Genomic DNA, 21278 nt, shown 5'->3' on the forward strand with positions numbered 1-21278 from the left:
CTTCCCTCTCCCGCAAAGCGGTAGAGGGAATTCAGAACCGGATCACCGCCCTCAAACCCGGCGCATTATCCTCCAGCACGAAGCTCCCCTGGTGCAGCCGCGCCACTGCCTCCACCAGCGACAGCCCCAGCCCCGATCCGGTGACGTGCCGCGCCGGATCGAGCCGCCCGAACCGCCGCATCGCTTCCTCGCGGCGCGCCTCGGGGATACCCGGCCCGTCATCCGCCACGGACAGCGCGATCCCGCCATTCTCGCGCGCGGCACGCACGGTGATGTGCCCCCCGCCTTCCGCATATTTCGTGGCGTTCTCGATGAGATTGCCCAAGGCCTGGCCGATCAGCTCGCGGTGGAGCAGCGCGTGCAGGCCCGGCTCGGCCTCGACTGCGATCTCGAAGCCGCGATCCTCGGCCAGCGGACCATAGACTTCGCCCAGATCCTCGAGCAGCGCGGCGATATCGGTATCGACGAAGCGGTCGCGGCCGATCCCCGCCTCGGCCCGGCTGATCAGCAAGGCGGTGGAGAGCATGCCGAGCAGCGTCTCCGCCTCGCTCGATACGCGCTCCAGCGCGCCAAGCGCCGTCTCGTCCTCGGTCTCGAGGATCGCGCGCTCGAGCACGACCTTGATGCGCGTGACCGGTGACTTGAGGTCGTGCGCCAGCCCGTCGGTCATCATGCGCAGCTGCGAGACTAGCGCCTCGATCCGATCGAGCATCGCATTGACCGATTGGCCCAGCGCATCGAAGGCGTCGCCGCTGCCGTCAGTCGGTACGCGGCGGCCCAGCCGCCCCTCGCCGACATCCCGCGCCGTCGTCACTACGCCCTGGATCTGGTTGGAGAGGACACGGCCGATCAGCAATGCGCTCAGCAGCGCAAAGATCACGCCGATCACCAGGGCCGCGGTGGTCGCCTCCTCGTTCACCCGCGCGAGGCGCAGGCTCGCGGTGATGACATGGCCGGCGAGCAGGCGCTCGCCATTGGGCAGCGTGGTGGAGGCGACACCCATCAACTCGGCGCGGTCGCTGCCGGTGCGGTAGAGCTCGATCGCGCGCCAGTCGGTCTCCGCCGGGATCACTGTCGGCCAGTCGCCCAGGTTACCGCGGATCGGGTCCTCGCTCGCGGTGGCGAGCAGGATCACCGGCGGACTGCCATGCGCCTGTTGCAGGCGGACATCGATGATCCGGCGCAGCGCCGCATCGCCGCCGGCACGCCAGGCGGAGACCAGATCCTCGCGCAGATCGGCGACCAGCGCCTTCTGCTCCGCGGCAAGCGCGCTCTCGCTCGATTGCTGGACGAACAGCAGGATGCCGCCGGTGACGGTCAGCTGCACCAGGAAGGCGACGATCACGAACCGCGCGGTGACCGAGCGCAGCACCTGCCCCCAGCGTAGCGTCATCTCACGCCGCCGGGCCGAGGCGATAGCCGGCGCCGCGGATCGTGTGCAGGATCGGATCGCCGCCATCGTCCAGCTTCTTGCGAAGCCGGCTGATATGGACGTCGATCACGTTCGTTCCAGGATCGAAATGATAATCCCACACGCCTTCGAGCAGCATGGTGCGGGTGATCACCTGGTCGGGGTGGCGCAGGAAATATTCGAGCAGGCGGAATTCGCGCGGCTGCAGGTCGACGATGCGTTCGCCGCGCTTCACCCGGCGCGAGAGCAGATCCATCTCGAGGTCGCCAATACCGAGCTTGGTCACCGCGCCCTCGGCGGCGCCGCGCTTGCGCAGGAGCAGGCGGACGCGGGCGAGCAGTTCGGCAAAGGCAAAGGGCTTCACGAGGTAATCGTCGGCACCCGAAGTGAGGCCGCTGATCCGGTCGTCGGGCGTGCCGAGCGCGGAGAGGATGATGACGGGCGTCTCGATCTTGGCGGCCCGCAGCGCGCCGAGCACGGCCATGCCGTCCATGCCGGGCAGCATGCGATCGAGAACGATCGCGTCGTAACTGCCGTCACTGGCGAGAAACAGGCCGTCGCGGCCATTATCGGCGCGATCGACGGTGAACCCCTCTTCGCTCATTCCCTTGGAAATATAGGCGGCGGTGGGTTCGTCATCCTCCACCAGCAGCAGCTTGTGCCCCATTGTCTCCACTCGCACTTCGCAAGAGCCTGAGATGGCGTAGCTGCTTTTGGTGCACCAAGTCGAGCGTTAGTGCCGGCTGATGGTCTTCGCGGAGGTAATGGCGGGCCTGATCGAGCGAGTCCGTGGCGCGGCCGTCGATCGCGACGATCGCATCGCCCACTTCCATTCCGTCCTGCGCCGCCTCGCTGCCCGAGCGCAGGCTGGTCACGACCAGGCCATGCGCGGCGCCGCTGCCCTGCTCGGCGGTGAAGCCGGGGAAGAGGCTGGCGCCGCTCTGCGCGGAGAAGACGTGGTTGATCCCCGATCGCCACGCCCAGCCCAGGATCACCATGGCACTGAGCGCGAAGGACAGGACAAGGATCATCACGAACCCGTCGGGTCCGCGCGCGGCGCTTACCTTCGCGGTGGCGCCGTCCTGGATGTCGCTGCTGGTCATTGCAGGGTGGAGATGCCCGCAAGCCCTGGGCAAGTCACGTTAAGCTTTGGTCATGATCCGGCAACCGCCCGGCGAGGCTCGGCGTCCTAGAGCAAGCGCATCTTGCAGGAGTTCCTACATGCGCCGCCGTACGATCAGGATAACGCTCGCCGTGCTGGCGCTGGCGCTTGCCGGGTTCACCGGCTTCCTGGGCTATATCGGCTATTTCGGCGGGCCGGTCTATTATGACGTGCCCCCGACCAGGCCGACGCCGCCCGCGGCCAAGGGCCTGGCGGTTGTGCTGGTCTCGGGTGACATGGGCTTCAAGATCGGCATGGGTCCGCAGATTGCGGCACGCTTCGCCGCGGACGGCATGCCCGTGGTCGGCGTCAGCTCGCTCGCCTATTTCCGCCAGCAGCGCACCCCCGCCGAGATCCAGGCGCTGATTGCCGATGCGGCGCGCCGCGCGCTGGCCTTTGGTCACGCCGACCGGCTGGTGCTGATCGGCCAGTCCTTCGGCGCGGACATGATGCATGTCGGGCTGACCGGACTGCCCGCGGAGCTGCGCGCCAAGGTGAAGCTCGTCGAGCTGGTCGTGCCCACCGACACGGTCTTCTATCGCGCGTCCCCGTCCGAGCTGTTCGACTGGGCCAGGCCCGACACGACAGCGCTGCCCACCGCCCGCCAGCTGACCTGGGTACCGGCGCTGTGCGTGCAGGGCGCCGAGGAGAAGGACAGCCTGTGCCCGGCGCTCACCCAGCCCAACATGCGCCGCGTGGCGCTGCCGGGCGGGCACAACCTCCACCGCGACGCCGACGCGCTCTACCGCGCGCTTCGCGGGGCGATCGCCAACATTACCAAAATTTAGGGTTGCGACCACCCGCCCGACAGGCCCGCGCGGGCAAAGGGCTCCATGAGAGAGCGAGTTTGAGGGAGATTTCCATGCGTTTCGGCAAGATCCTGGCCGGCATCGGCCTGGGCACCATGCTGCTCGGCGCGGTCCAGGCCTCGGCGCAGGCGCCCGTCGCGGCTGCGGCCGGCGTCATGGGCATCTGGGTCAATCCGCGCGGCACCGTGAAGGTGCAGACGCGCGCGTGCGGCGACAAGCTCTGCGGCTTCGTGGTCTGGGCCAATCCCCAGGCGCAGCAGGACGCCAAGGAAAGCGGCGTCCAGAAGCTGATCGGCACCGAACTGCTCCAGGACTATCATCCGATCGGCAGCGGCAAGTGGCAGGGCCAGGTCTATGTCCCGGACATGGGGCGCACCTTCTATTCGAAGATCGAGCAGCAGGGCCCGAACAGCCTGAAGATCAGCGGGTGCATCCTGGGCGGCTGGGTCTGCAAGTCGCAGGTCTGGCAGCGCGGCTGATGCGCCGCGCGCCCAAAGCCGCGCTGCAAATCGGCGCCGTGGTCGCGATCCTCGCGCTGGCCTTTGCCGCGCTGCGCGGGCTGCTCCACGAAGTGCATTGGCGCGACGTGCGCCATGCCTTCCACGCGATCAGCGGGTGGCAGATCGCCGGCGCGCTGGCACTGACCATGGGCAGCTATCTGATGCTCACGCTCTACGACGTCCTGGCGCTGCGCATCATCGGCCGGCCGCTGCCCTATCGCACCGCCGCTCTGGCGTCGTTCACGAGCTACACGCTCAGCCACAATCTCGGCTTCGCACTGCTCACCGGCGGATCGGCGCGCTACCGCGTCTATCATGCCGCCGGGCTAGACACGCCCGAGATCGTCAAGGTGGTCACCACCGCAAGCATGACCTTCTGGTCGGGCGTGGTGGTGATGGCCGGTGCCGCGCTGGCGCTGCACCATGGCGCTCTGGAACTGGCCGGACTGACGATCCCGGCGGGTGCGCAGCACGCGCTCGGGATCGCGGTGCTGGGCGTGACTCTGGCGGTGCTCGCGCTGCTGCGAGGACGCCCGCGCGCGTTGAAGCTCCGGCGCTGGCATTTCCGCCTGCCCACCCTCCCCCAGGCGATCGGCATGATCGCGACCTCGGCGATCGACCTCGCGCTGGCCAGCGCCGCGCTGCTGATCCTGGTGCCGGGTGCCGGGCTGCACGCCTTTCCGGCCTTCTTCCTCGGCTATGCCCTGGCGATCATCGCTGCGCTGGTGACGCATGTCCCCGGCGGCGTCGGCGTGTTCGAAGCGGTGATGCTTGCCGCCCTGCCGAGCGCCGATCCGTCGCAGATCCTGGCGGCGCTGATCCTCTACCGACTGATCTACTACGTCCTGCCCCTGCTGGTGGCAGGCGCGCTGCTGGCAGTGCACGAGCGCCGCCAGCTCCGGAAGCCGCTCGCCGCGATCCGTGCCGCCGGCCTCGCGATGCACGGGCTCGCGCCGACCTTCCTGGCCGCGCTCGTCTTTGTCGGCGGCATCGTGCTGCTCGTCTCCGGCTCGCTGCCGGCGATCCCGGCCCGCCTGCGCGTGCTCCACGCCTTCGCGCCGCTGCCCTTTGTCGAGGCTTCGCACATCGCCGCCAGCCTGGCCGGCACCGCGCTGCTGCTGATCGCCCCGGCGCTCTACCGCCGGCTCGATGCAGCCTTCCACCTCTGCCGCACGCTGCTGCTCGCCGGCGCGCTGTTCTCGCTGGTCAAGGGCGTGGACTATGAGGAAGCCGCGATCCTGCTGGTGATCGCCGGGCTGCTCCAGCTCTCGCGCACCGCCTTCTACCGCAAGACCGCGCTGACCAGCGCGCTCACCGGGCGCGCCCTGCTGTCGGTGGCGGTGGCCGTGGCGCTGGCGACCTGGATCGGCTTCTTCGCCTTCAAGCACATACCCTATCAGGACGATCTCTGGTGGGAGTTCGCCTGGCGCGGCGACGCCTCGCGCTTCCTGCGCGCCAGCTTCGCCACCGCCGTGGCACTGACCTGCGTCGCCGTCACCCAGTGGTTCGGCTATGCCCAGCCCAGGCGCGAGGAGAACGCGCCCGATACCGAGATGCCGCGCACCGCCCTCGCGCACGCCAACCGCACCGATGCGATGCTCGCTTATGCCGGCGACAAGCGCTTCCTGCGCTCGCCGAGCGGCGAGACGCTGCTGATGTACCAGGTGCAGGGGCAGAGCTGGATCGTGATGGGCGATCCGGTGGGCCCGCGCGAGGAATGGGGCGATCTGCTCTGGCGGATCCGCGAGATGGCCGACGCCGCGCAGGGCCGCCTGCTCCTCTACCAGATCTCCACCGAGAGCCTGCCGATCGCGATCGACCTCGGCCTCCAGCTCGTCAAATATGGCGAGGAAGCGCGCGTCGCCCTGCCCGGCTTCACGATGGAAGGGCCGGAGAAGCGCTCGCTTCGCCATTCGGAGCGCCGCGCCGCGCGCGAAGGCGCCAGTTTCGAGATCGTCCCTGCCGCCGCAGTGTCCTTGATCATGCCTGTCCTCCGCGGCATCTCGGACGCCTGGCTGCGCGACAAGGGCAATAGCGAGAAGGCCTTTTCGGTCGGCCGCTTCGACCCCGCCTATATCGGCCGCTTCGATTGCGCGGTGGTGCGCCAGCATGGCCAGATCGTCGCCTTCGCCAATGTCTGGGCGACGGAGAATCGCGAGGAGCTGTCGGTCGACCTGATGCGGCACCTGGCCGAGATGCCCTATGGCACGATGGACTATCTTTTCGTCCAGCTGATGCAATGGGGCCGCGACCAGGGCTATCGCTGGTTCAACCTGGGCATGGCGCCACTATCGGGGATCGAATCCCGCCGCCTCGCGCCGATCTGGGCGCGGATCGGGGCGCTGCTCTATCGCCACGGCGACGCGTTCTACGGCTTCGAAGGGCTGCGCGCCTACAAGGACAAATTCTCGCCGGTCTGGACCCCGCGCTACATCGCGGCGCCGCCGGGCCTGGGCCTGGCGCGCGGGATGATCGACTTGCAGACGCTTGTGGGCGGCGGTTCGCGCAGCGCGGCGCGGCGTGGCAAGCTCAAGCTGGTGGCCTAGCTTGTAACCGTCATCCCGGCGAAAGCCGGGAGCCAGAGCCAAGAGCGATGCCGCAAAGAAACCCTGGGCCCCGGCTTTCGCCGGGGTGACGGCTTGGACTAATACCGCCCCCAGACGAAGCGCGACGACAAGGCGAAGTTCCACACCGCGGCCACTGCGATCCCGGCCATCGCCGCGAAGCGCCAGTCGCCGTGCTGGACGTTGTGCAGGAACGCCGCGACCCCGACATTGGCCGCCGCGCCCACGCTGCACACCACGCAGAACGACACCCAGCCGCCAAGCATCGGGCCAAGGCCCTTCAACCGCTGCTCGCGATAGGTCAGCGCGTTGTTGAGCAGGAAATTGAAGCTCATCGCGGCAAGCACCGCCACCATCGTCGCGCCGACAAACGGCCAGTCCAGCCCGCCGAACAGCGCGCCGAGCACGGCGAAATGCACCGCCGCTCCCAGTGCCCCGACGCCAGCGAACATCACGAAGCGCACCGGCACGACCCTGCCGAACATCCGGTCGTAGAGCGCGATCAGATATTCCATCGCCACGACATGATCGAGCTTGCTCTCGCCCAGAGCGCGGGTGCGGAACACGTACGGCAGCTCGAGGAAATTCAGCGGCCGGTGCGAGGCGGTCATGATGTCGAGCAGGATCTTGAAGCCGATCGCCGACAGCGTCGGCACCAGGTCGCGGACGATCCCGGTGCGGATCATGAAGAACCCGCTCATCGGATCGGAGAGATCGGCCTTGAGCACTTTCCGGCAAAGCCGGGTCGCCAAGGCCGACTTGGCCACGCGATCCTCGTCCCATTCGCCCGTCCCGCCGCCAGCGACGAAGCGCGATCCGATCACCACGTCGAGATCGGCGCCGCCTTCCAGCGCGTCGAGCATCTTGGGCAGCAACGTCTCGTCATGCTGGAGATCGCCGTCGATCACCGCCACGAAGGGCGCCGCGGTCGCGCACATGCCCTCGATACAGGCCGAGGAAAGCCCGCGCCGGCCGATCCGCTGGATCACCCGCACCCGCGGATCGCGCCGGCCGATTTCGCGGGCGGCATCCGCCGTCCCGTCCGGGCTGTCGTCGTCGACGAAGATCGCTTCCCAGTTGCGTCCCGCCAAGGCCAGGTCGAGCTTCTCGATCAGCAGCGGCACGTTCGCGCGTTCGTTGAAGGTCGGGATCACCACCGCGAGTTCGAGAGCGGTGGGCGGTGCAACGCGGGCGAAACGGGCAATCTCGCCGTCGAGGAAGAGCTTCATGCGATCCCTTTGTCGTGGCCCCCGCCTTGATCCCCCTATGAAGACCCCGGGAGGGGCGCGCCGGGGCACAGATACGCAAGTGGCGCGCCCTCCCGGGGGTTCGACGCAAGACGGGCGATGCCGGGGGACGGTCAGGCTCGTCTTGCCTCGGGGGCTTGGTTGAGACGGACCCGGTGTGGCGATCCCGCAACGCTTTTCGAAAAAATTCTAGAAGCCGATTTCCAGGCCCAGCCGCACGGTGCGCGGGCGCAGCGGCGTGATCTGGTTGTCGTCGCGGATCAGCAGCGGCGAGCCGAGCGCGAAGCGGTTGCCGCGGGTGTCGAGCAGGTTGGTCGCCGACAGGGTCAGCGCGCGCCGCCCGCGCTCGAGGCGCAGTTCCAGCCCGGTATCGACATAGTCGCCCTGCGGCTTGCCGAGCACCGGCCCGATGCCGAGCGTCGATTTGCCGACATAGCGCAGCCAGGAGGTCGCCGAGAATTCGGCCTCGCCGCCCAGCCTGGTGCGATAGGCAGCGCCGATCCGCCCGCTGGCATCGGCGACATTGGGTAGGCGGTTGAAGTCGGACGGCCCTTCGGCAAGCGGGAACACCGCCTGGGACGGGTTGGTGACCTTGGAACCGTTCAGGTAGAGCGAGGCATCGAGATCGAGCCCCGGCGCGGCCTTCCAACGCGCCGCGAAGCCAAGCGAGAGCACCCGCCCGTCCCCGATATTCGCCGTGGTCGGGAAACCGAAACCGTCGATCAGGTCGGCCTGGATGCTCGTCCACCAGGTCATCGAAGCGCTGGCCGTCAGGCTGACGCCGTTGCCTGTATAGCGTGTACCGGCCTCGACGGTGGAGAGACGGTCGCCCTGGAAGCGCTGGATCACGTCGCGCCGCACCGCCAGGCCGCCGGGGCGGAAGCCCTGTTCGAAGCGGCCGAAAACCGTGACCCCGGCATAGGGCTGATAGGCGATCGCGGCGGAGGGCAGGAACCGCGTCTCCGTGCGCGCCGCCCGGGCACGCGGATCCTCGCGAAAGGCGAAGGAGCGATCTGCATCCAGCGAATTGCCGGTCAGATGCGAGCGGGTCAGGCGCCCGCCGGCAGTGATCGTGACGCCGCGCACCGGCTCGACCGTGCCTTCGCCGTAGAGGGTGGCCTCGTCGACCGTATTGCGCACGCCCGTCAGTGCGAAGCGGCGGCTGCCGAAGCTGCGGTTCACCCGCCCGCGATTCTGGAGGAGGCTGACGCCGATCAGCCAGCCGGTGCCGCGCGGGCCGCGCCGGGCCAGCCGGGTCTCGGTGGTCAGCATGTTGACCCGGTTGACTTGCTGATAGCCGATCAGCGGCGAATTGAGCGCGGGCAGCGGGAAGGCCGCATTGACGTCGCTCACCGATTGGCCGGCGAACACCTCCGACACATATTGCTGGGCATAGGCGACGGCGGAGCTCAGCTCCAGGGTGCCCCAGCGCTTGCGGCCGACCAGCTCGCCCAGCCAGAACTCGTTCTCGAACGGCTGGGCGATCGAGCTGGCGCGCGAGAGGCCGTCGCCCTGCCCGTCCGAATATTGCGCGTCATTGCCCTTGATGCTCTGGCCGACGCCGTTCAGGTCGATCGTCCAGCCATCGACGTCCCAGCGCAGCGCCGCGCGCCCGCCGGTGGTGCGCACGCTGTTGACGTCCTTCAGGTTGCGCTCGCGATCGTCGATATAGCCGCCGTCGCGCGCGCTGAAGACCAGGGCGCGGGCCGCCAGCTCGCCTTCCTTGATCGGCAGGTTGACGATGCCACCCACGTCCCAGCTGGGCGTGCCATGCTCGGTCACGGAGCCGCCGCCCCACACCTGCCCGCCGCTCGCCCAGAAATTGGGCGCGCGCGGCACCACGCGGACGACACCGCCCAGCGATCCGGCACCGTAGAGCGTGCCCTGCGGCCCCTCCAGCACTTCGACCCGGCCGATATCGTAGAGCTTCAGGTCCGGATCGGGCGCGCTGTAGGTGATCCGGCTATTGCCCCAATATTGCCCGACGGTCGCCTGGGTGGGGCCGACGAAGCTCGAATCGGCGATGCCGCGGATGAACAGCTTGTTGCGGCCAGGCCCGAGATGGGTCGAGGCAAGGCTGGCGACGCGGTTGGCGATCACGTCGCTGCCCTTGCCGCCTTCGGAGATCGGGATGTCGCGGCCCTCGACGATCTGGACGCCGCCGGGATATGCCTTGAGCGGGATGTCGCGCTTGCTGCCGGTGACGAGGATCTCGGCCGGCGGCGCGTCGGGCTGCTCGGGCGGCGGCACGGGGTGCGCCTTGGGCCGCTCGACCGGCGCGCGTTCGATCAGCCAGGTGCCATTGGCGACGCGGCGCGCCCGCGTGCCGCTGCCCTTCAACATCTCCGCCAGCGCACCATCGACGCTGTGCCTGCCCTTCACGCCGCGGACCTTGATCGCTCCGAGCCCGGGCTCGCGCAGCCCGATGCTGCTGCCGGTCTGGCGGCCGAGCGTGAACACCGCGGCGTCGAGACGCCCCGCGGGCACGGAGACGCTGTGCCGCTTCTCCTGGGCCAGTGCCGGCGGTGCTGCCAGCAACGCTAGCGGGAGGATCAGTTCAGCGCGGCGCACCGTCGATCGCGTCCAGCGTCCATCCTTTGCCTGCGCGCGTCGCCCGGGTTCCGGTGAGCGCCGCGATCCGCTCGATCACCGCGCCGGGGCCGCCCTGGGTGGAGATGGTGCCGGTAAAGGGAATGGCGCCGGTGCCCTTTCCCGCACGCACCTTGATGCCGAGGTTGCGCGAGAGATCGGCGGCGACGCGGTCCAGCGTCGCATTGCGATAGACGAGCTGCCCGCCGCGCCAGGCGCCGACATCGGCGGGCACGGTACGCGTCAGCTCCGGCGCGCCGCTGGCGGGCACGCTGAGCGCATCGCCGGGCGCCAGATGCACAGCATCATTGCCGGGCTGGTAGATCACCGCGCCCTCGGCCACTGCGACGCGCAGGCCGCTCTCGTCGCGCACCACGTTGAACACGGTGCCCGCATCCTGCAGCACCACGCCGCCGGTCTTGACGATGAAGGGATTGGCCGCGTCGTGGCGCACTTCGAACAGCGCCTCGCCGGTGATCAGCTCGGCCTGGCGCTTGTCGAGCAGTGCGACGCGGGTGGCGCCGTTGAGCACCATCTTCGATCCGTCGGACAGCGCGATCTCGCGGTGCTCGCCCGGCCCGGTTGCATATTCCTGGCGCGTGCCCGGCCCGCTCAGGCTGGTCCAGCCGACGACCAGCGCCAGCGCCGCGGCAACCGCGCCGCCCGAAAGCCAGTAGAGCCGGCGGCCCTGCGGAGCGACTACGGGCTCCAGGTCCTGCGCCGGCGCATGCGCGAACAGCCCCGCCATCACCTCATCCGAATCGAGCGCGGCGTTATAGGCAGCCAGATGCGCCGGATCGCGCTCGAGCCAGTCGGCGAACGCGTCCCAATCGGCAAATGCCGAGTCCTGCAGCCGGATCACCCAGGTCCGGGCGTCCTCCGCGATCAATTCCTTCACCCCGTTCATGCCCACCTCTGTGCAAGGACGGAGCCGATGCGCCTATTCCGCATCGAACCGCTCCCTGAGCTGGGCAAGGGCCCGATAGGCCTTTTGCAGATCCTTCTCCACCGAGCTCAAGCTTACCCCCAGTTCGCGCGCAATCGCTGCCTGCCCGATCCCCTCGAGCCGATAGCGGCGGAAAATCTGATCGACTCGCGGGCCGAGCGCAAGCAGCGTTGCCTCCGCCTCGCGCAACCGCTCGCGCGCGATCAGCACGCGGTCGCCCTGCGGCTCGGCATCGCTGGCGGCGAGATCCTGCCATTCATGCTGGCGCCGGCCGCGGCTGATCGCGGCGCGCTGGCGGTCGCGCAGCACATTCTCGGCAGCGCGGAAAAGATAGGAGGCCGGGTCCGCCACCGGCCGCGCCTCGGCGCCCGACAGCTTCTGCCACAGGTCCTGCAGCACGTCCTCGGCATCGTCGCCCGCCCCGCGCGCGGCGAGGAAGCGCAGCAGCCGCGGGCGCTCATTCTCGAGCACGCGCTGCAGCCCGCTGGTCTGGGTCGAGGGGGTCATGCTGCCGGCCAACACATCGTGCGCGGCTATTGCGAAGCGCGATGGCATAATTGCGGCGGCGGAAAGGAGTGGCTCAGGCACCGGGCCGCCGCCGATAGACGATCCGGCTGCGGCTGCCGACCGGCACTTCCAGCGCCGGCACATAGTATCGCGCTAGCAGCGCGGTCATGTAACCTAGCGCCTGTGGATTGAGATCGGGATCGGGCCGCGTGCTGGCGACGACGAATTCCGGCTTCCCGGCCATGATCCGGTGGATCTCCGCCACGGGATCGGCACCGATCGCCCGCGATTCGCGGCTGAGGCTGAGGTGGCTCGGGAACGGCCAGCGCGTGGGCAGGCAACTGCCCGTCAACTGGTAGAGCACCGGCTCGCCATCGAAGACGTAGAGGCAGTCCTTGAGCTGCGGCCGAATGAAATCGGCCATCCGCTCCACCTGCGGGCCCCAGCCGCGGTCGCGGCGATTGTCGTTGATCAGCCCCAGCGACAGCCCGGTGACGAGCACCATCAGCGCCACCCCGGCGGGAACGCGCACGCGGCTACGGGCCGAGGTAAGCACCAGCCCCGCCTCGGCGTCTCCGAACCAGGCCGCGGCGAGCACGCAGAGCGGCGCGATCAGCGGCAGAGCGTAGTGATCGAAATAAGTGCCGAAGATCAGCACGCCCCCGATCGCGGCGATCGCCCAGCCCTGCAGGAGCCGCCGGACATCCTCCCCTGCCGGCCGCGCCAGGCCGAGCCCGAGCCAGGCGGCGACCCCGAGCGGCGCCATGCAGAGCGCGATCCAGCCGAGCCGCTTCACCGTAATCCCCAGCCCGTCCGAGCTGCGATCGAGGATCGAAAGGAAATTGGCCTGCACAAAGGCATCGCCATGCCCGATCGCGGCATAATAGCCCCAGGCGGCAAGCGTCGGCAGCAACGCCGCGGCGATCCAGGCGGCCGCCATCGCGGCGAGCGCGCCCCGGCCCCGCCCTGCCCCGCGCTGCCAGCCGAGCCACAGCAGGGCCAGCCCCAAGAAGAGCCCCTCGAACAGCGCCGTGTACTTCACCTGCATCGCCACGCCGACCAGCAGCATGACGCCCGTGCCCAGGCTGAACGCCCGCGCGCCAAAGCCAGGTCGCCGGGCGATATCGGTCATCGCCCAGACGGCGAGCGCCACGAACAGGTTGTAGAAGACCGGCGACTGCCCGCCCTCCCCGCCGAACATGCCGAGATAGAGGATATAGACCACGCCCGCCGCAGCCGCTCCGTGCGGCCCCGCGAGATTGCGGGCGATCCGCGCCACGACGAACGCCGTCGCTGCGGCGAACAGGATCGCGACCAGCTGATATTCCACCACCCCGCTTCCTCCGAGCAGGCGGATCGCGGCATAGATCAGGAACAGCCCGACCGGCTTGCGGTCCCAGATATCGACATAGGGCAGCGCCCCATGGAGCATGCGGTCGCCGGTGAGCAGGTAGAATTCGTCATCGACCTGCACCACGGGATTGCCGAGCTGCGCCGCCCGCGCCGCGATCGCGATGACGAGCAACAGCGCGGCGAGCAGCGCCGGATTGGTTGCCCACACCCGCGTCGCCGCAGCCAGCCGCGCCGTCCAGGGCGCAGGCGCCGGCGCAACGAGGCGCAACGCACGGAAATGCGGGGACTCGGACCAGCTACGGGCTGGGGAACGCTGCATATCGATCAGGACCCACGCATGTTACTCTGCGTGGGACGGAGCAGTAGCGGCGATCCCGCATGCCGGCGCGACCGGAGGTGGCGAAGGCGCGACCAACTAAAGCCCCTCCCCTGAAGGAGAGGGGCTAGACTCACAATCGTCCGGCCCTGGCTCAGCTCTTCGGCGCGCGCGGATAGGGCACGAAATCGCCCAGGCCGACAAAGCCAGTCTGCATGCGGATGCCGTTGTCGTAGAGCCGCACGATATCGATGCTGCACAGCTGCGACGAATGGGTGTCGGTGATCATCACGTCGGTCCAGTCGAGCGTGCTGGCGCCGCTCTTGGGCCGGTTCACATAGATCAACCCGTTGTTCATCTCATAGACGATCGCCGTCTTGTCGATGATCCGCGACGAGCGGATGTTGCGCAGCGTGATGCAGTCGACCGGCGCCCCGGCGGAGCGGCCCGCAACCGCCTTGGCAAGCTCCGTCTCGCCATCCTCACGCGGGGCGGCTCCGGCCGGCATGGCAAGGGCAGCCAGCAGGGCGGCGCCGAGCAAAGGGATCGAGATCTTCTTCATGGCACTTCCTTTAACGCCCCCGGGCGGATGGGGGAGCATATAGGAATGACCCGCAATTAGGCCAGCCGTGAACGCATAGGCGTGGAATGCTGTGGATGCGTGGAAAGCTATCCGCACGGGAACGCCGAGTTGAGAGCCGCCATTCTTCGCGCAACCTTCGATCGCCACGATTACTTTTCATATATCTGTCGCGCATCATGGTCGTTGTCGCGAAGATGCTGTAGTGGCAATTGGCATGGGACAGGTCATCCAGGGCTTTTTCTTAGGCGAGCCGCGGCTTACGGCTCTGCGCCTCGAACCGGTCGCGCAGAACCGCGTAGCCCCAACAGCAGCGCGTATCTCGCCCGGGCCGCCTGTGGCTGCGTTCGCACAGCGCGGCAGCCAGCCGGTACAGCGCCGCGCCGCGCCGGGCAGGCCTCCCTTGGCCCACGCAGGCGCGGATAGCGCGGCGGCACCGGGCACGCCGCTGCAACGTTTCGGCGGCGACGGAAGCTTCGCGATCGATCCCGCGCAGGTCGGACTGGTACGCAATGGCGGCAAGCCGTTGCCGCAGGCGTTGCTCGCCAAGATGGAGGCAGCGTTTGGCGCGGACTTTTCGATTGTGCGTGTTCATGTCGGGCCACAGGCGTCGCGGATCGGCGCGCTGGCTTTCACCACCGGCAACGACATCTATTTTGCGCCGGGCCAGTATCAGCCCGACAACGTCAAGGGCCAGCAGCTCATCGGGCATGAGCTTGCCCATGTCATCCAGCAGCGCCAGGGCCGGGTGCGCGCGCCGGGTAGCGGCGTCGCAGTGGTGCAGGATCGGGCGCTCGAAATGGAGGCCGACCGGCTCGGCATGCTGGCCGCCAACCGCACCCAAGCGAATTGCGAGGTGGTCCGCTTCTCCGGCGGCGCGCGCTCAGGCGCCGTGCAACGCTCGTCGGAAGCGTATAAATCGATAACCTTCGGCAAGGGAGGGCGGCAGGAAGCCGAATTCATCACGCTCTCCCATCGGGCCGATGGATACGATGACGCCAGTGACAAACTGGAACAGCTGGCTGGAAAGACTATCCTGGAGCGCCCCGCCCGATCATATGACAAGCAGAGAGAAATTCAGATCCTCCGCTGGATTTCTACACTTCTTTTCGAGATTCTCGAAAAGAAATCGAATAATGAATCAACTGATAAATACTTGCCGGTTGAAATTCAGGCTTATTGGCACACCGACAAATTCATCTACATCTCTTCGAACAAGAGAAGCGTAAACAACAAATACCTTCAAAGTGCGATAGATACCGTTAAAGAGCACATCAAGCAGCAAACAATAGACGATTACGACAAAGGCCGATCCCGTCGCCACGCACACAAGCTGATAAAGCGCAAGAAATATGCCGAGCAAACCGGCATATTTGATGCCTTTGTCGCCGGTAATATTAAAATACCGCTAGATATCGTCAAGAGTGACAATAAGAAGGTGGACCTTCATGCGGAGCGCAGAATCGAGAAGATGCTCGGCATCACGCTTGATCCTGCGAGGCTTGCTGGCGTCAAGCGACCCTGCCTGATCTGCGCCCATGCTCTGAAAATGACGACTACCAAGCATCCGGGGCCAGCATGGACATCAGAACCAGGTGTTTTTGGGTACAAATTGAGCGAGGTCATCGAGCACGCCATTCAGAACAAGATTCTGACATATGTTTCTCGTGATCGTTATACGAAGAAGCTGACAACCGGTCACGATAGCGATTCCGACAGTGGCGACGACACATACTGACGCGTCATGTCAATATCTCTACCTTAACTGCCGCTTCTCCAGCTTTCGCGCCAGCGTCCGCCGATGCATCCCCAGCCGCCGCGCGGTCTCGGAGATGTTGAAGTCGGTCTCCACCAAAGTCTGGTGGATATGCTCCCACTCCACCGTCTTGATCGAGCTCGGCCGGTTGGCGAGCGGCGCATCGACATCGCCCTCCTCGCGCCCGAACGCGGCTTCGATATCGTCGGTGTTCGAAGGCTTGGCGAGATAATAGGAGGCACCGAGCTTGATCGCCTCCACTGCCGTGGCGATGCTCGCGAAGCCGGTCAGCACGACGATCTTCATCGCCGCATCGGACGCGCGCAGCGTCTGCACGCAGACCAGTCCCGATGCGCCGCCGAGCTTGAGGTCGACCACCGCATAGGCAGGCTGGAAATTCTCGAGCAGCGCGGTCAGGTCCTCATGGCTCGCCGCCGCCTCGACCAGATAGCCGCGCCGCTCGAACGAACGGCGCAGGGTGCGGGCGAAGGACTCGTCGTCCTCGACGATCAGCAGCTTGCGGGGGCCGGTCATGCCTGGTCCTCTCCCTCCCGGGCGATCGCGTCAAGCGGCAGGCGGATGCGGACCAGCGCGCCGCCCTGGGGGAAGTTCTCGGCGCTGGCGGTGCCGCCGAGCGTGCGAAGTACGTTGACCAGCAGGAACAGCCCCAGCCCGCCGCCGGGCTTGCCCTTGCTCGAGCGATAGGGCTGGCCGAAGCCTTCGAGCATGCCGGGCGCGAAGCCGGGGCCGCGATCGGAGACTTCGATCACCAGATCGTCGTGCTCGCGCAGGGACGTGATGCCGATCCAATCGGGCGAGACTTCGGCGGCATTGTCGATGACGTTGCTCAGCACCTGGCGCAGCGCGGTGTCGGAGACGATCGCTACGTCCGGGCCGAACTTGTCCGCATAGTCGAGCATGCCGGTCAGCCGGCTGGCGCGCCAGTCGGCGACCAGCGCATCGAGGAAGCCGCGCACCGTCGTGAATTCCGATGCGATGCCGCGCGCCTCGCCGGCGGAGAGCAGGATGCCGCTGACGATCGTCTTGCAGCGCGCCACCTCGGCCTGCATGTCGGCGATGTCCTGCGCCATGTCCGTGTCGGCGGCGAGGCGCGGCATGCGCTGCCAGTCGCCGAGGATCACGGAGAGCGAGGAGAGCGGCGTGCCCAGCTCATGCGCCGCGCCGGTGGCGAGCAGGCCCATGCGGACGATATGGTCCTCCTCCGCCGCGCGCTGGTTGACGGCGGCGAGCGCGGCGTCGCCCTCGCGCAAATTCTTGCCGATGCGCGTGATAAGCAGCACGAGCAGCACCGCGATCAGCGCGAAGCAGATCAGGCTGCCGGCAAGGTAGAGGCGGAACGGGTCGCGGAAATTGGCGGGCAGCTGCAGCGGCACCGGGCTGATCGCAATGGCGAACAGCGCCGCCCCCGCCGCACCGACGATCGTCCAGCTCGACCAGGTCCGCAGCAGCATCGCGCCGGTGACGACCTGGAGGAGGAACAGCGAGGCGAAGGGGTTGGTCAGCCCGCCGGTGAAATGGAGCTGCCAGGCGAGCGCGGCCACATCGACCAGCATCGCCACGGTGAGCTCCCAGTTGGTGATCTCGCTGCGCCGGTCGAGCAGCGGATAGGTGCCCAGATTGATCCCGGCGAGCACCAAGGGCGCCATGAACAGCGGTATCAAGGGCAAGTGCACGCCCATGACGAAATGGACGAAGCCGATCGTGGCGAGCTGGCCTCCGACGGCGATCCAGCGCAGTTGCACGAGCAGCCACATGTTGCGGCGGCCGGGGTCGGTATCCTCCAGCCCGCCGGCGGAGATCATGCGGTCCCGCGCCGGCGCGTCACGAACCACGCCGCCCATAGCGCCATCGCGGCGAGGCCGAACCAGGTCAGCGCGTAGACCATATGGCTGTCGGGGAAGCGCACCACGGTCAGCCCGCCCACCGGATAGCCGCCCGGGTTAGGAGTGGCGTCCGCGTCGATGAAGTACGGGGCGGTGTTGTTGAGCCCATGAGTGGAGGCGATAGCTGCGACATCGCGCGAATACCAGCGGTTCGCCCTTGGGTCGTTGCTGCGCAGGAAGCCGCCGCCCGGCTCGGTTATGCGCAGCAGGCCGGTGACCTGGGCCTGGCCGGGCCCGGCGGGCATGCGCTGGCGCATATCGTCGGGGAGGAAGCCGCGGTTGATAAGGACCGTGAAGCCCCGGGCCTGCAGCGGCGTCACCACCCAATAGCCCGATCCGCGCTCGGTGACCGCCTTCACCAGCGTGGCGCGGTCGTTCAGGAAATGGCCGATGACCGTGACGCGGCGATAAGCGTCGGTGCTGGCGGTGATCCCGCCCCAGGCATCAGGCCCGGGCGCCGCCACAGGTGCTGCATGGACGCGGGCATCCACCGCCGCGATCAGCTGGTGTTTCCACACCCGCCGCTCGAGCTGCCACACCCCGAGCGCCGCCAGCAGTACCGCGCAGAGGAGCAGCGCCGCGGCGACACCCCAGCCCGCGCGGCGCCGGCGGGCCTGGTTCACGGAAGCTGGCTCGGATCGTGCAGCGGCATCATGTTGGCGTTGAGGTGGTACATCACCCACAGCGAGCCCGACAGCATGATCACCACCACGATGATCGTGAACACCAGCGCGGTGATCGACCAGCCGCCCTCGGCCTTGGGGCTGAGGTGGAGGAAATAGACCATGTGGACGACGATCTGGACCACCGCGAAGGCGACGATCGCCGCGGCGGTGGCGCCGTTCGAGAACGGGCGCTCCATCACCAGGTAGAACGGGATCGCAGTGAGGATCACCGAGAGCACGAAGCCGATGACGTAATCGCGCATCGAGCCGTGCGGCACTTCGACCTCATGCGCGCCATGCGCCTCGTGCGCGCCCTGTGCGTGCGGATCCTGGCTCATCGCAGCATTCCCATCAGATAGACAAAGGTGAAGACGCCGATCCAGATGACGTCGAGGAAGTGCCAGAACAGGCTGAGGCAGGCCAGGCGGCGCTTGTTCGCCGCGGTCAGGCCGAAGCGGCCGACCTGCACCATCAGCGTCACCAGCCAGATCGAGCCGAAGGTGACGTGCAGCCCGTGCGTGCCGACCAGCGTGAAGAAGCTCGACAGGAACGCGCTGCGCCACGGGCCCGCGCCCTCATGAATCAGGTGGTTGAACTCATAGAGCTCGATCCCGAGGAAGCACGCGCCGAAGAACAAGGTCACCGCCAGCCAGAGCAGGGTCTGCGCCTTGTTCTCGCGCTGGATCGCCAGCATCGCGAAGCCGTAGGTGATCGACGAGAACAGCAGCATCGCCGTGTTCAGCGCGACGAGCGGCAGGTCGAACAGCTCCTTCGGGCCGGGGCCCGCCGCGAAGTTTCCGCCGAGCACGGCATAGCAGGCGAACAGGATCGCGAAGATGAGGCAGTCGCTCATCAGGTAGATCCAGAAGCCCAGCATCGTGCTGTAGCCCTCGGGATGCGCATGCTCGTCGAAGTCGTAGAAGCGGACCGGTTCGTCCGCGGCGGGAAGCGTCGTGGTGCTCATCGATCAGGCTCCGGCGAGCTGGCGCGTACGCGCAGCCTCGGTCTCGGCGACGAATTCGGCGGGAATGTCGAAGTCGCGCTTGTAGTTGAAGGTGTGGAAGATCGCGCTGCCGATCAGCGCCACGAAGCTCACGCCCACCAGCCACCAGATGTGCCAGATCAGCGCGAAGCCGATCAGCGTGCTGATGCCCGCCAGGATCACGCCGGCGCCGGTGTTGCTCGGCATGTGGATGTCCTTGAAGCCGGTGAGCGGGCGCTCGGCGGCGCGCGACTTCATGTCGTACCACGCATCCAGGTCGTGGATGACCGGGGTGAAGGCGAAGTTATACTCCGGCGGCGGCGAGCTGGTCGCCCATTCCAGCGTACGGCCGCCCCAGGGATCGCCCGTCACGTCGGCCAGTTCCTTGCGCTTCCAGATGCTCACCGCGAACTGGACCAGCATCGCGCCGATGCCGGCCGCGATCATCACTGCGCCGAACGCCGCGATGATGAAGAAGATCTGGATGCTGGGATCGTCGAACACGCGCATGCGCCGCGTAACGCCCATCAGGCCCAGGATGTAGAGCGGCATGAACGCCAGCCAGAAGCCGGGCACCCAGCACCAGAAGCTCACCTTGCCCCAGAACTCATTGAGCTTGAAGCCGAACGCCTTGGGCCACCAATAGTTGATCGCCGCGAACACGCCGAACACCACGCCGCCGATGATCACGTTGTGGAAGTGCGCGATCAGGAACAGCGAATTGTGCAGCACGAAGTCCGCCGGCGGCACCGCGAGCAGAACGCCGGTCATGCCACCCACCGTGAAGGTCAGCATGAACGCGACGGTCCACATCATCGGCAGGTCGAAGCGGATGCGGCCGCGGTACATGGTGAACAGCCAGTTGAAGAGCTTCGCGCCCGTCGGGATCGAGATCACCATCGTGGTGATGCCGAAGAAGCTGTTCACGCTCGCGCCCGAGCCCATGGTGAAGAAGTGGTGCAGCCAGACGAGATACGACAGGATCGTGATGACGATCGTGGCATAGACCATCGACGAATAGCCGAAGAGCTTCTTGCCCGAGAAGGTGGAGGTCACCTCCGAGAACACGCCGAACAGCGGCAGGATCAGGATGTAGACCTCCGGATGGCCCCAGATCCAGATCAGGTTCACGTACATCATGGCGCTGCCGCCAAAGTCGTTCGTGAAGAAGTTGGTGTGGGCGTAGCGGTCGAGGCCGAGCAGCGCGAGCACCGCGGTCAGCACCGGGAAGGACGCGACGATCAGTACGTTGGTGCACAGCGAAGTCCAGGTGAACACCGGCATCTTCATCAGCGACATGCCGGGAGCGCGCAGCTTGAGGATCGTCACGATCAGGTTGATGCCCGACAATGTCGTGCCCACGCCCGCCACCTGCAGCGACCATAGATAATAGTCGACGCCGACCCCTGGGCTATATGCCAGCCCCGAGAGCGGCGGATAGGCCAGCCAGCCGGTCTGGGCGAACTCGCCGACGAACAGCGACGCCATCACCAGCACCGCGCCGCCGGTGGTCATCCAGAAGCTGAAATTGTTGAGGAACGGGAAGGACACGTCGCGCGCGCCGATCTGCAGCGGCACGATATAGTTCATCAGGCCGGTGACGAACGGCATCGCCACGAAGAAGATCATGATCACGCCGTGGGCAGTGAACACCTGATCATAGTGGTGCGCGTTGAGATACCCCTCGGACCCGTTGAAGGCGAGCGACTGCTGGAGGCGCATCATCAGCGCGTCGGCAAAGCCGCGCAGGAACATCACCAGGCCCAGGATCATGTACATGATCCCGATCTTCTTGTGGTCGACGCTGGTGAACCAGTTCTTCCACAGATAGCCCCAGAGCTTGAAATAGGTCAGCGCGGCGACGAGGCCGATGCCGCCCAGCGCGACGGCGACGAACGTCACCATGACGATCGGCTCATGGATCGGCAGCGCGTCGAGCGAGAGCTTGCCCAGGATCGGGCTGACGGGTGCGGGTTGCGGGATCATG

19 protein-coding genes are annotated in these 21278 nt (G+C 67.1%); 4 read left to right on the plus strand and 15 right to left on the minus strand.

The annotated features are described in order from the left end of the window. Positions 1–31 precede the first annotated feature (31 nt). The 3 genes from AC1RPL_RS05755 to AC1RPL_RS05765 are packed head-to-tail and all read right to left on the minus strand — an operon-like array spanning position 32 to position 2514. Positions 32–1393 carry a sensor histidine kinase gene (locus AC1RPL_RS05755; protein WP_493068294.1) on the minus strand — a complete coding sequence of 454 codons (1362 nt, stop codon included), beginning with the start codon at positions 1391–1393 and terminating at the stop codon, positions 32–34. 1 nt (position 1394) lies between these two features. Beyond that, a complete protein-coding gene (locus AC1RPL_RS05760) occupies positions 1395–2078 on the minus strand; it encodes a winged helix-turn-helix domain-containing protein (protein WP_493068295.1) in 684 nt (227 codons plus the stop codon). Next, positions 2047–2514: a PDZ domain-containing protein gene (locus AC1RPL_RS05765; protein WP_493068296.1), complete on the minus strand. Its 468-nt coding sequence runs from the start codon at positions 2512–2514 to the stop codon at positions 2047–2049. Before AC1RPL_RS05765 ends, AC1RPL_RS05760 begins: the two co-directional genes overlap by 32 nt. A 118-nt stretch (positions 2515–2632) precedes the next feature. Here AC1RPL_RS05765 and AC1RPL_RS05770 point away from each other — a divergent pair, with 118 nt between their 5' ends. The 3 genes from AC1RPL_RS05770 to mprF all read left to right on the plus strand — a co-directional run bounded on the left by AC1RPL_RS05770 (position 2633) and on the right by mprF (position 6428). Next, complete coding sequence (locus tag AC1RPL_RS05770) at positions 2633–3361, plus strand: AcvB/VirJ family lysyl-phosphatidylglycerol hydrolase (RefSeq protein WP_493068297.1); 729 nt, start codon at positions 2633–2635, stop codon at positions 3359–3361. 74 nt (positions 3362–3435) lie between these two features. Beyond that, positions 3436–3861 carry a DUF2147 domain-containing protein gene (locus AC1RPL_RS05775; protein WP_493068298.1) on the plus strand — a complete coding sequence of 142 codons (426 nt, stop codon included), beginning with the start codon at positions 3436–3438 and terminating at the stop codon, positions 3859–3861. After that, positions 3861–6428: a bifunctional lysylphosphatidylglycerol flippase/synthetase MprF gene (gene mprF, locus AC1RPL_RS05780; protein WP_493068299.1), complete on the plus strand. Its 2568-nt coding sequence runs from the start codon at positions 3861–3863 to the stop codon at positions 6426–6428. Before AC1RPL_RS05775 ends, mprF begins: the two co-directional genes overlap by 1 nt. 98 nt (positions 6429–6526) lie before the next feature. On the opposite strand, the gene AC1RPL_RS05785 is transcribed toward mprF, so the two are convergent. The 6 genes from AC1RPL_RS05785 to AC1RPL_RS05810 all read right to left on the minus strand — a co-directional run bounded on the left by AC1RPL_RS05785 (position 6527) and on the right by AC1RPL_RS05810 (position 13966). Further along, positions 6527–7675, minus strand: a complete 1149-nt coding sequence (locus tag AC1RPL_RS05785) for a glycosyltransferase (RefSeq protein ID WP_493068300.1) — start codon at positions 7673–7675, stop codon at positions 6527–6529. 207 nt (positions 7676–7882) lie between these two features. Next, positions 7883–10264: a TonB-dependent receptor gene (locus AC1RPL_RS05790; RefSeq protein ID WP_493068301.1), complete on the minus strand. Its 2382-nt coding sequence runs from the start codon at positions 10262–10264 to the stop codon at positions 7883–7885. Then, complete coding sequence (locus AC1RPL_RS05795) at positions 10251–11189, minus strand: FecR family protein (RefSeq protein ID WP_493068302.1); 939 nt, start codon at positions 11187–11189, stop codon at positions 10251–10253. Before AC1RPL_RS05795 ends, AC1RPL_RS05790 begins: the two co-directional genes overlap by 14 nt. A gap of 33 nt (positions 11190–11222) precedes the next feature. Beyond that, positions 11223–11735, minus strand: coding sequence for an RNA polymerase sigma factor (locus AC1RPL_RS05800; protein WP_493068303.1), 513 nt, complete (start codon positions 11733–11735; stop codon positions 11223–11225). 73 nt (positions 11736–11808) lie between these two features. Then, a complete protein-coding gene (locus AC1RPL_RS05805) occupies positions 11809–13407 on the minus strand; it encodes a hypothetical protein (protein WP_493068304.1) in 1599 nt (532 codons plus the stop codon). A gap of 151 nt (positions 13408–13558) precedes the next feature. Then, complete coding sequence (locus AC1RPL_RS05810) at positions 13559–13966, minus strand: hypothetical protein (protein WP_493068305.1); 408 nt, start codon at positions 13964–13966, stop codon at positions 13559–13561. Between the two features lie 235 nt (positions 13967–14201). Here AC1RPL_RS05810 and AC1RPL_RS05815 point away from each other — a divergent pair, with 235 nt between their 5' ends. Then, positions 14202–15722: an eCIS core domain-containing protein gene (locus AC1RPL_RS05815; RefSeq protein WP_493068306.1), complete on the plus strand. Its 1521-nt coding sequence runs from the start codon at positions 14202–14204 to the stop codon at positions 15720–15722. A gap of 18 nt (positions 15723–15740) precedes the next feature. Here the strand turns inward: AC1RPL_RS05815 and AC1RPL_RS05820 are convergent, their stop codons facing one another. Genes AC1RPL_RS05820 through cyoB form a run of 6 tightly spaced genes read right to left on the minus strand, consistent with a single transcriptional unit; the run spans position 15741 to position 21277 of the window. Then, complete coding sequence (locus AC1RPL_RS05820; RefSeq protein WP_493068307.1) at positions 15741–16274, minus strand: response regulator transcription factor; 534 nt, start codon at positions 16272–16274, stop codon at positions 15741–15743. Next, positions 16271–17593 carry an ATP-binding protein gene (locus AC1RPL_RS05825; RefSeq protein ID WP_493068308.1) on the minus strand — a complete coding sequence of 441 codons (1323 nt, stop codon included), beginning with the start codon at positions 17591–17593 and terminating at the stop codon, positions 16271–16273. The genes AC1RPL_RS05820 and AC1RPL_RS05825 overlap by 4 nt, the downstream gene beginning before the upstream one ends. Further along, the gene (locus tag AC1RPL_RS05830) at positions 17560–18267 is read right to left on the minus strand and encodes an SURF1 family protein (RefSeq protein WP_493068309.1); all 708 of its coding nucleotides are present in this window, start codon (positions 18265–18267) and stop codon (positions 17560–17562) included. The genes AC1RPL_RS05825 and AC1RPL_RS05830 overlap by 34 nt, the downstream gene beginning before the upstream one ends. Beyond that, positions 18264–18647, minus strand: a complete 384-nt coding sequence (gene cyoD / locus AC1RPL_RS05835) for a cytochrome o ubiquinol oxidase subunit IV (RefSeq protein ID WP_493068310.1) — start codon at positions 18645–18647, stop codon at positions 18264–18266. Before cyoD ends, AC1RPL_RS05830 begins: the two co-directional genes overlap by 4 nt. Beyond that, positions 18644–19273: a cytochrome o ubiquinol oxidase subunit III gene (gene cyoC, locus AC1RPL_RS05840; RefSeq protein WP_493068311.1), complete on the minus strand. Its 630-nt coding sequence runs from the start codon at positions 19271–19273 to the stop codon at positions 18644–18646. Before cyoC ends, cyoD begins: the two co-directional genes overlap by 4 nt. 3 nt (positions 19274–19276) lie before the next feature. Further along, positions 19277–21277, minus strand: coding sequence for a cytochrome o ubiquinol oxidase subunit I (cyoB, locus tag AC1RPL_RS05845; RefSeq protein WP_493068312.1), 2001 nt, complete (start codon positions 21275–21277; stop codon positions 19277–19279). Position 21278: the final 1 nt, after the last annotated feature.

It is taken from the genome of Sphingomonas sp. GW821-FHT12D09, assembly GCF_058807215.1.

What these genes read in the sequence shown, in the direction of transcription:
- AC1RPL_RS05755 (WP_493068294.1), bottom strand. Translation starts at nt 1,393, where the DNA reads ATGACGCTACGCTGGGGGCAGGTGCTGCGCTCGGTCACCGCGCGGTTC.
- AC1RPL_RS05760 (WP_493068295.1), bottom strand. Translation starts at nt 2,078, where the DNA reads ATGGGGCACAAGCTGCTGCTGGTGGAGGATGACGAACCCACCGCCGCC.
- AC1RPL_RS05765 (WP_493068296.1), bottom strand. Translation starts at nt 2,514, where the DNA reads ATGACCAGCAGCGACATCCAGGACGGCGCCACCGCGAAGGTAAGCGCC.
- AC1RPL_RS05770 (WP_493068297.1), top strand. Translation starts at nt 2,633, where the DNA reads ATGCGCCGCCGTACGATCAGGATAACGCTCGCCGTGCTGGCGCTGGCG.
- AC1RPL_RS05775 (WP_493068298.1), top strand. Translation starts at nt 3,436, where the DNA reads ATGCGTTTCGGCAAGATCCTGGCCGGCATCGGCCTGGGCACCATGCTG.
- mprF (WP_493068299.1), top strand. Translation starts at nt 3,861, where the DNA reads ATGCGCCGCGCGCCCAAAGCCGCGCTGCAAATCGGCGCCGTGGTCGCG.
- AC1RPL_RS05785 (WP_493068300.1), bottom strand. Translation starts at nt 7,675, where the DNA reads ATGAAGCTCTTCCTCGACGGCGAGATTGCCCGTTTCGCCCGCGTTGCA.
- AC1RPL_RS05795 (WP_493068302.1), bottom strand. Translation starts at nt 11,189, where the DNA reads ATGAACGGGGTGAAGGAATTGATCGCGGAGGACGCCCGGACCTGGGTG.
- AC1RPL_RS05800 (WP_493068303.1), bottom strand. Translation starts at nt 11,735, where the DNA reads ATGACCCCCTCGACCCAGACCAGCGGGCTGCAGCGCGTGCTCGAGAAT.
- AC1RPL_RS05805 (WP_493068304.1), bottom strand. Translation starts at nt 13,407, where the DNA reads ATGCAGCGTTCCCCAGCCCGTAGCTGGTCCGAGTCCCCGCATTTCCGT.
- AC1RPL_RS05810 (WP_493068305.1), bottom strand. Translation starts at nt 13,966, where the DNA reads ATGAAGAAGATCTCGATCCCTTTGCTCGGCGCCGCCCTGCTGGCTGCC.
- AC1RPL_RS05815 (WP_493068306.1), top strand. Translation starts at nt 14,202, where the DNA reads ATGGGACAGGTCATCCAGGGCTTTTTCTTAGGCGAGCCGCGGCTTACG.
- AC1RPL_RS05820 (WP_493068307.1), bottom strand. Translation starts at nt 16,274, where the DNA reads ATGACCGGCCCCCGCAAGCTGCTGATCGTCGAGGACGACGAGTCCTTC.
- cyoD (WP_493068310.1), bottom strand. Translation starts at nt 18,647, where the DNA reads ATGAGCCAGGATCCGCACGCACAGGGCGCGCACGAGGCGCATGGCGCG.
- cyoC (WP_493068311.1), bottom strand. Translation starts at nt 19,273, where the DNA reads ATGAGCACCACGACGCTTCCCGCCGCGGACGAACCGGTCCGCTTCTAC.
- cyoB (WP_493068312.1), bottom strand. Translation starts at nt 21,277, where the DNA reads ATGATCCCGCAACCCGCACCCGTCAGCCCGATCCTGGGCAAGCTCTCG.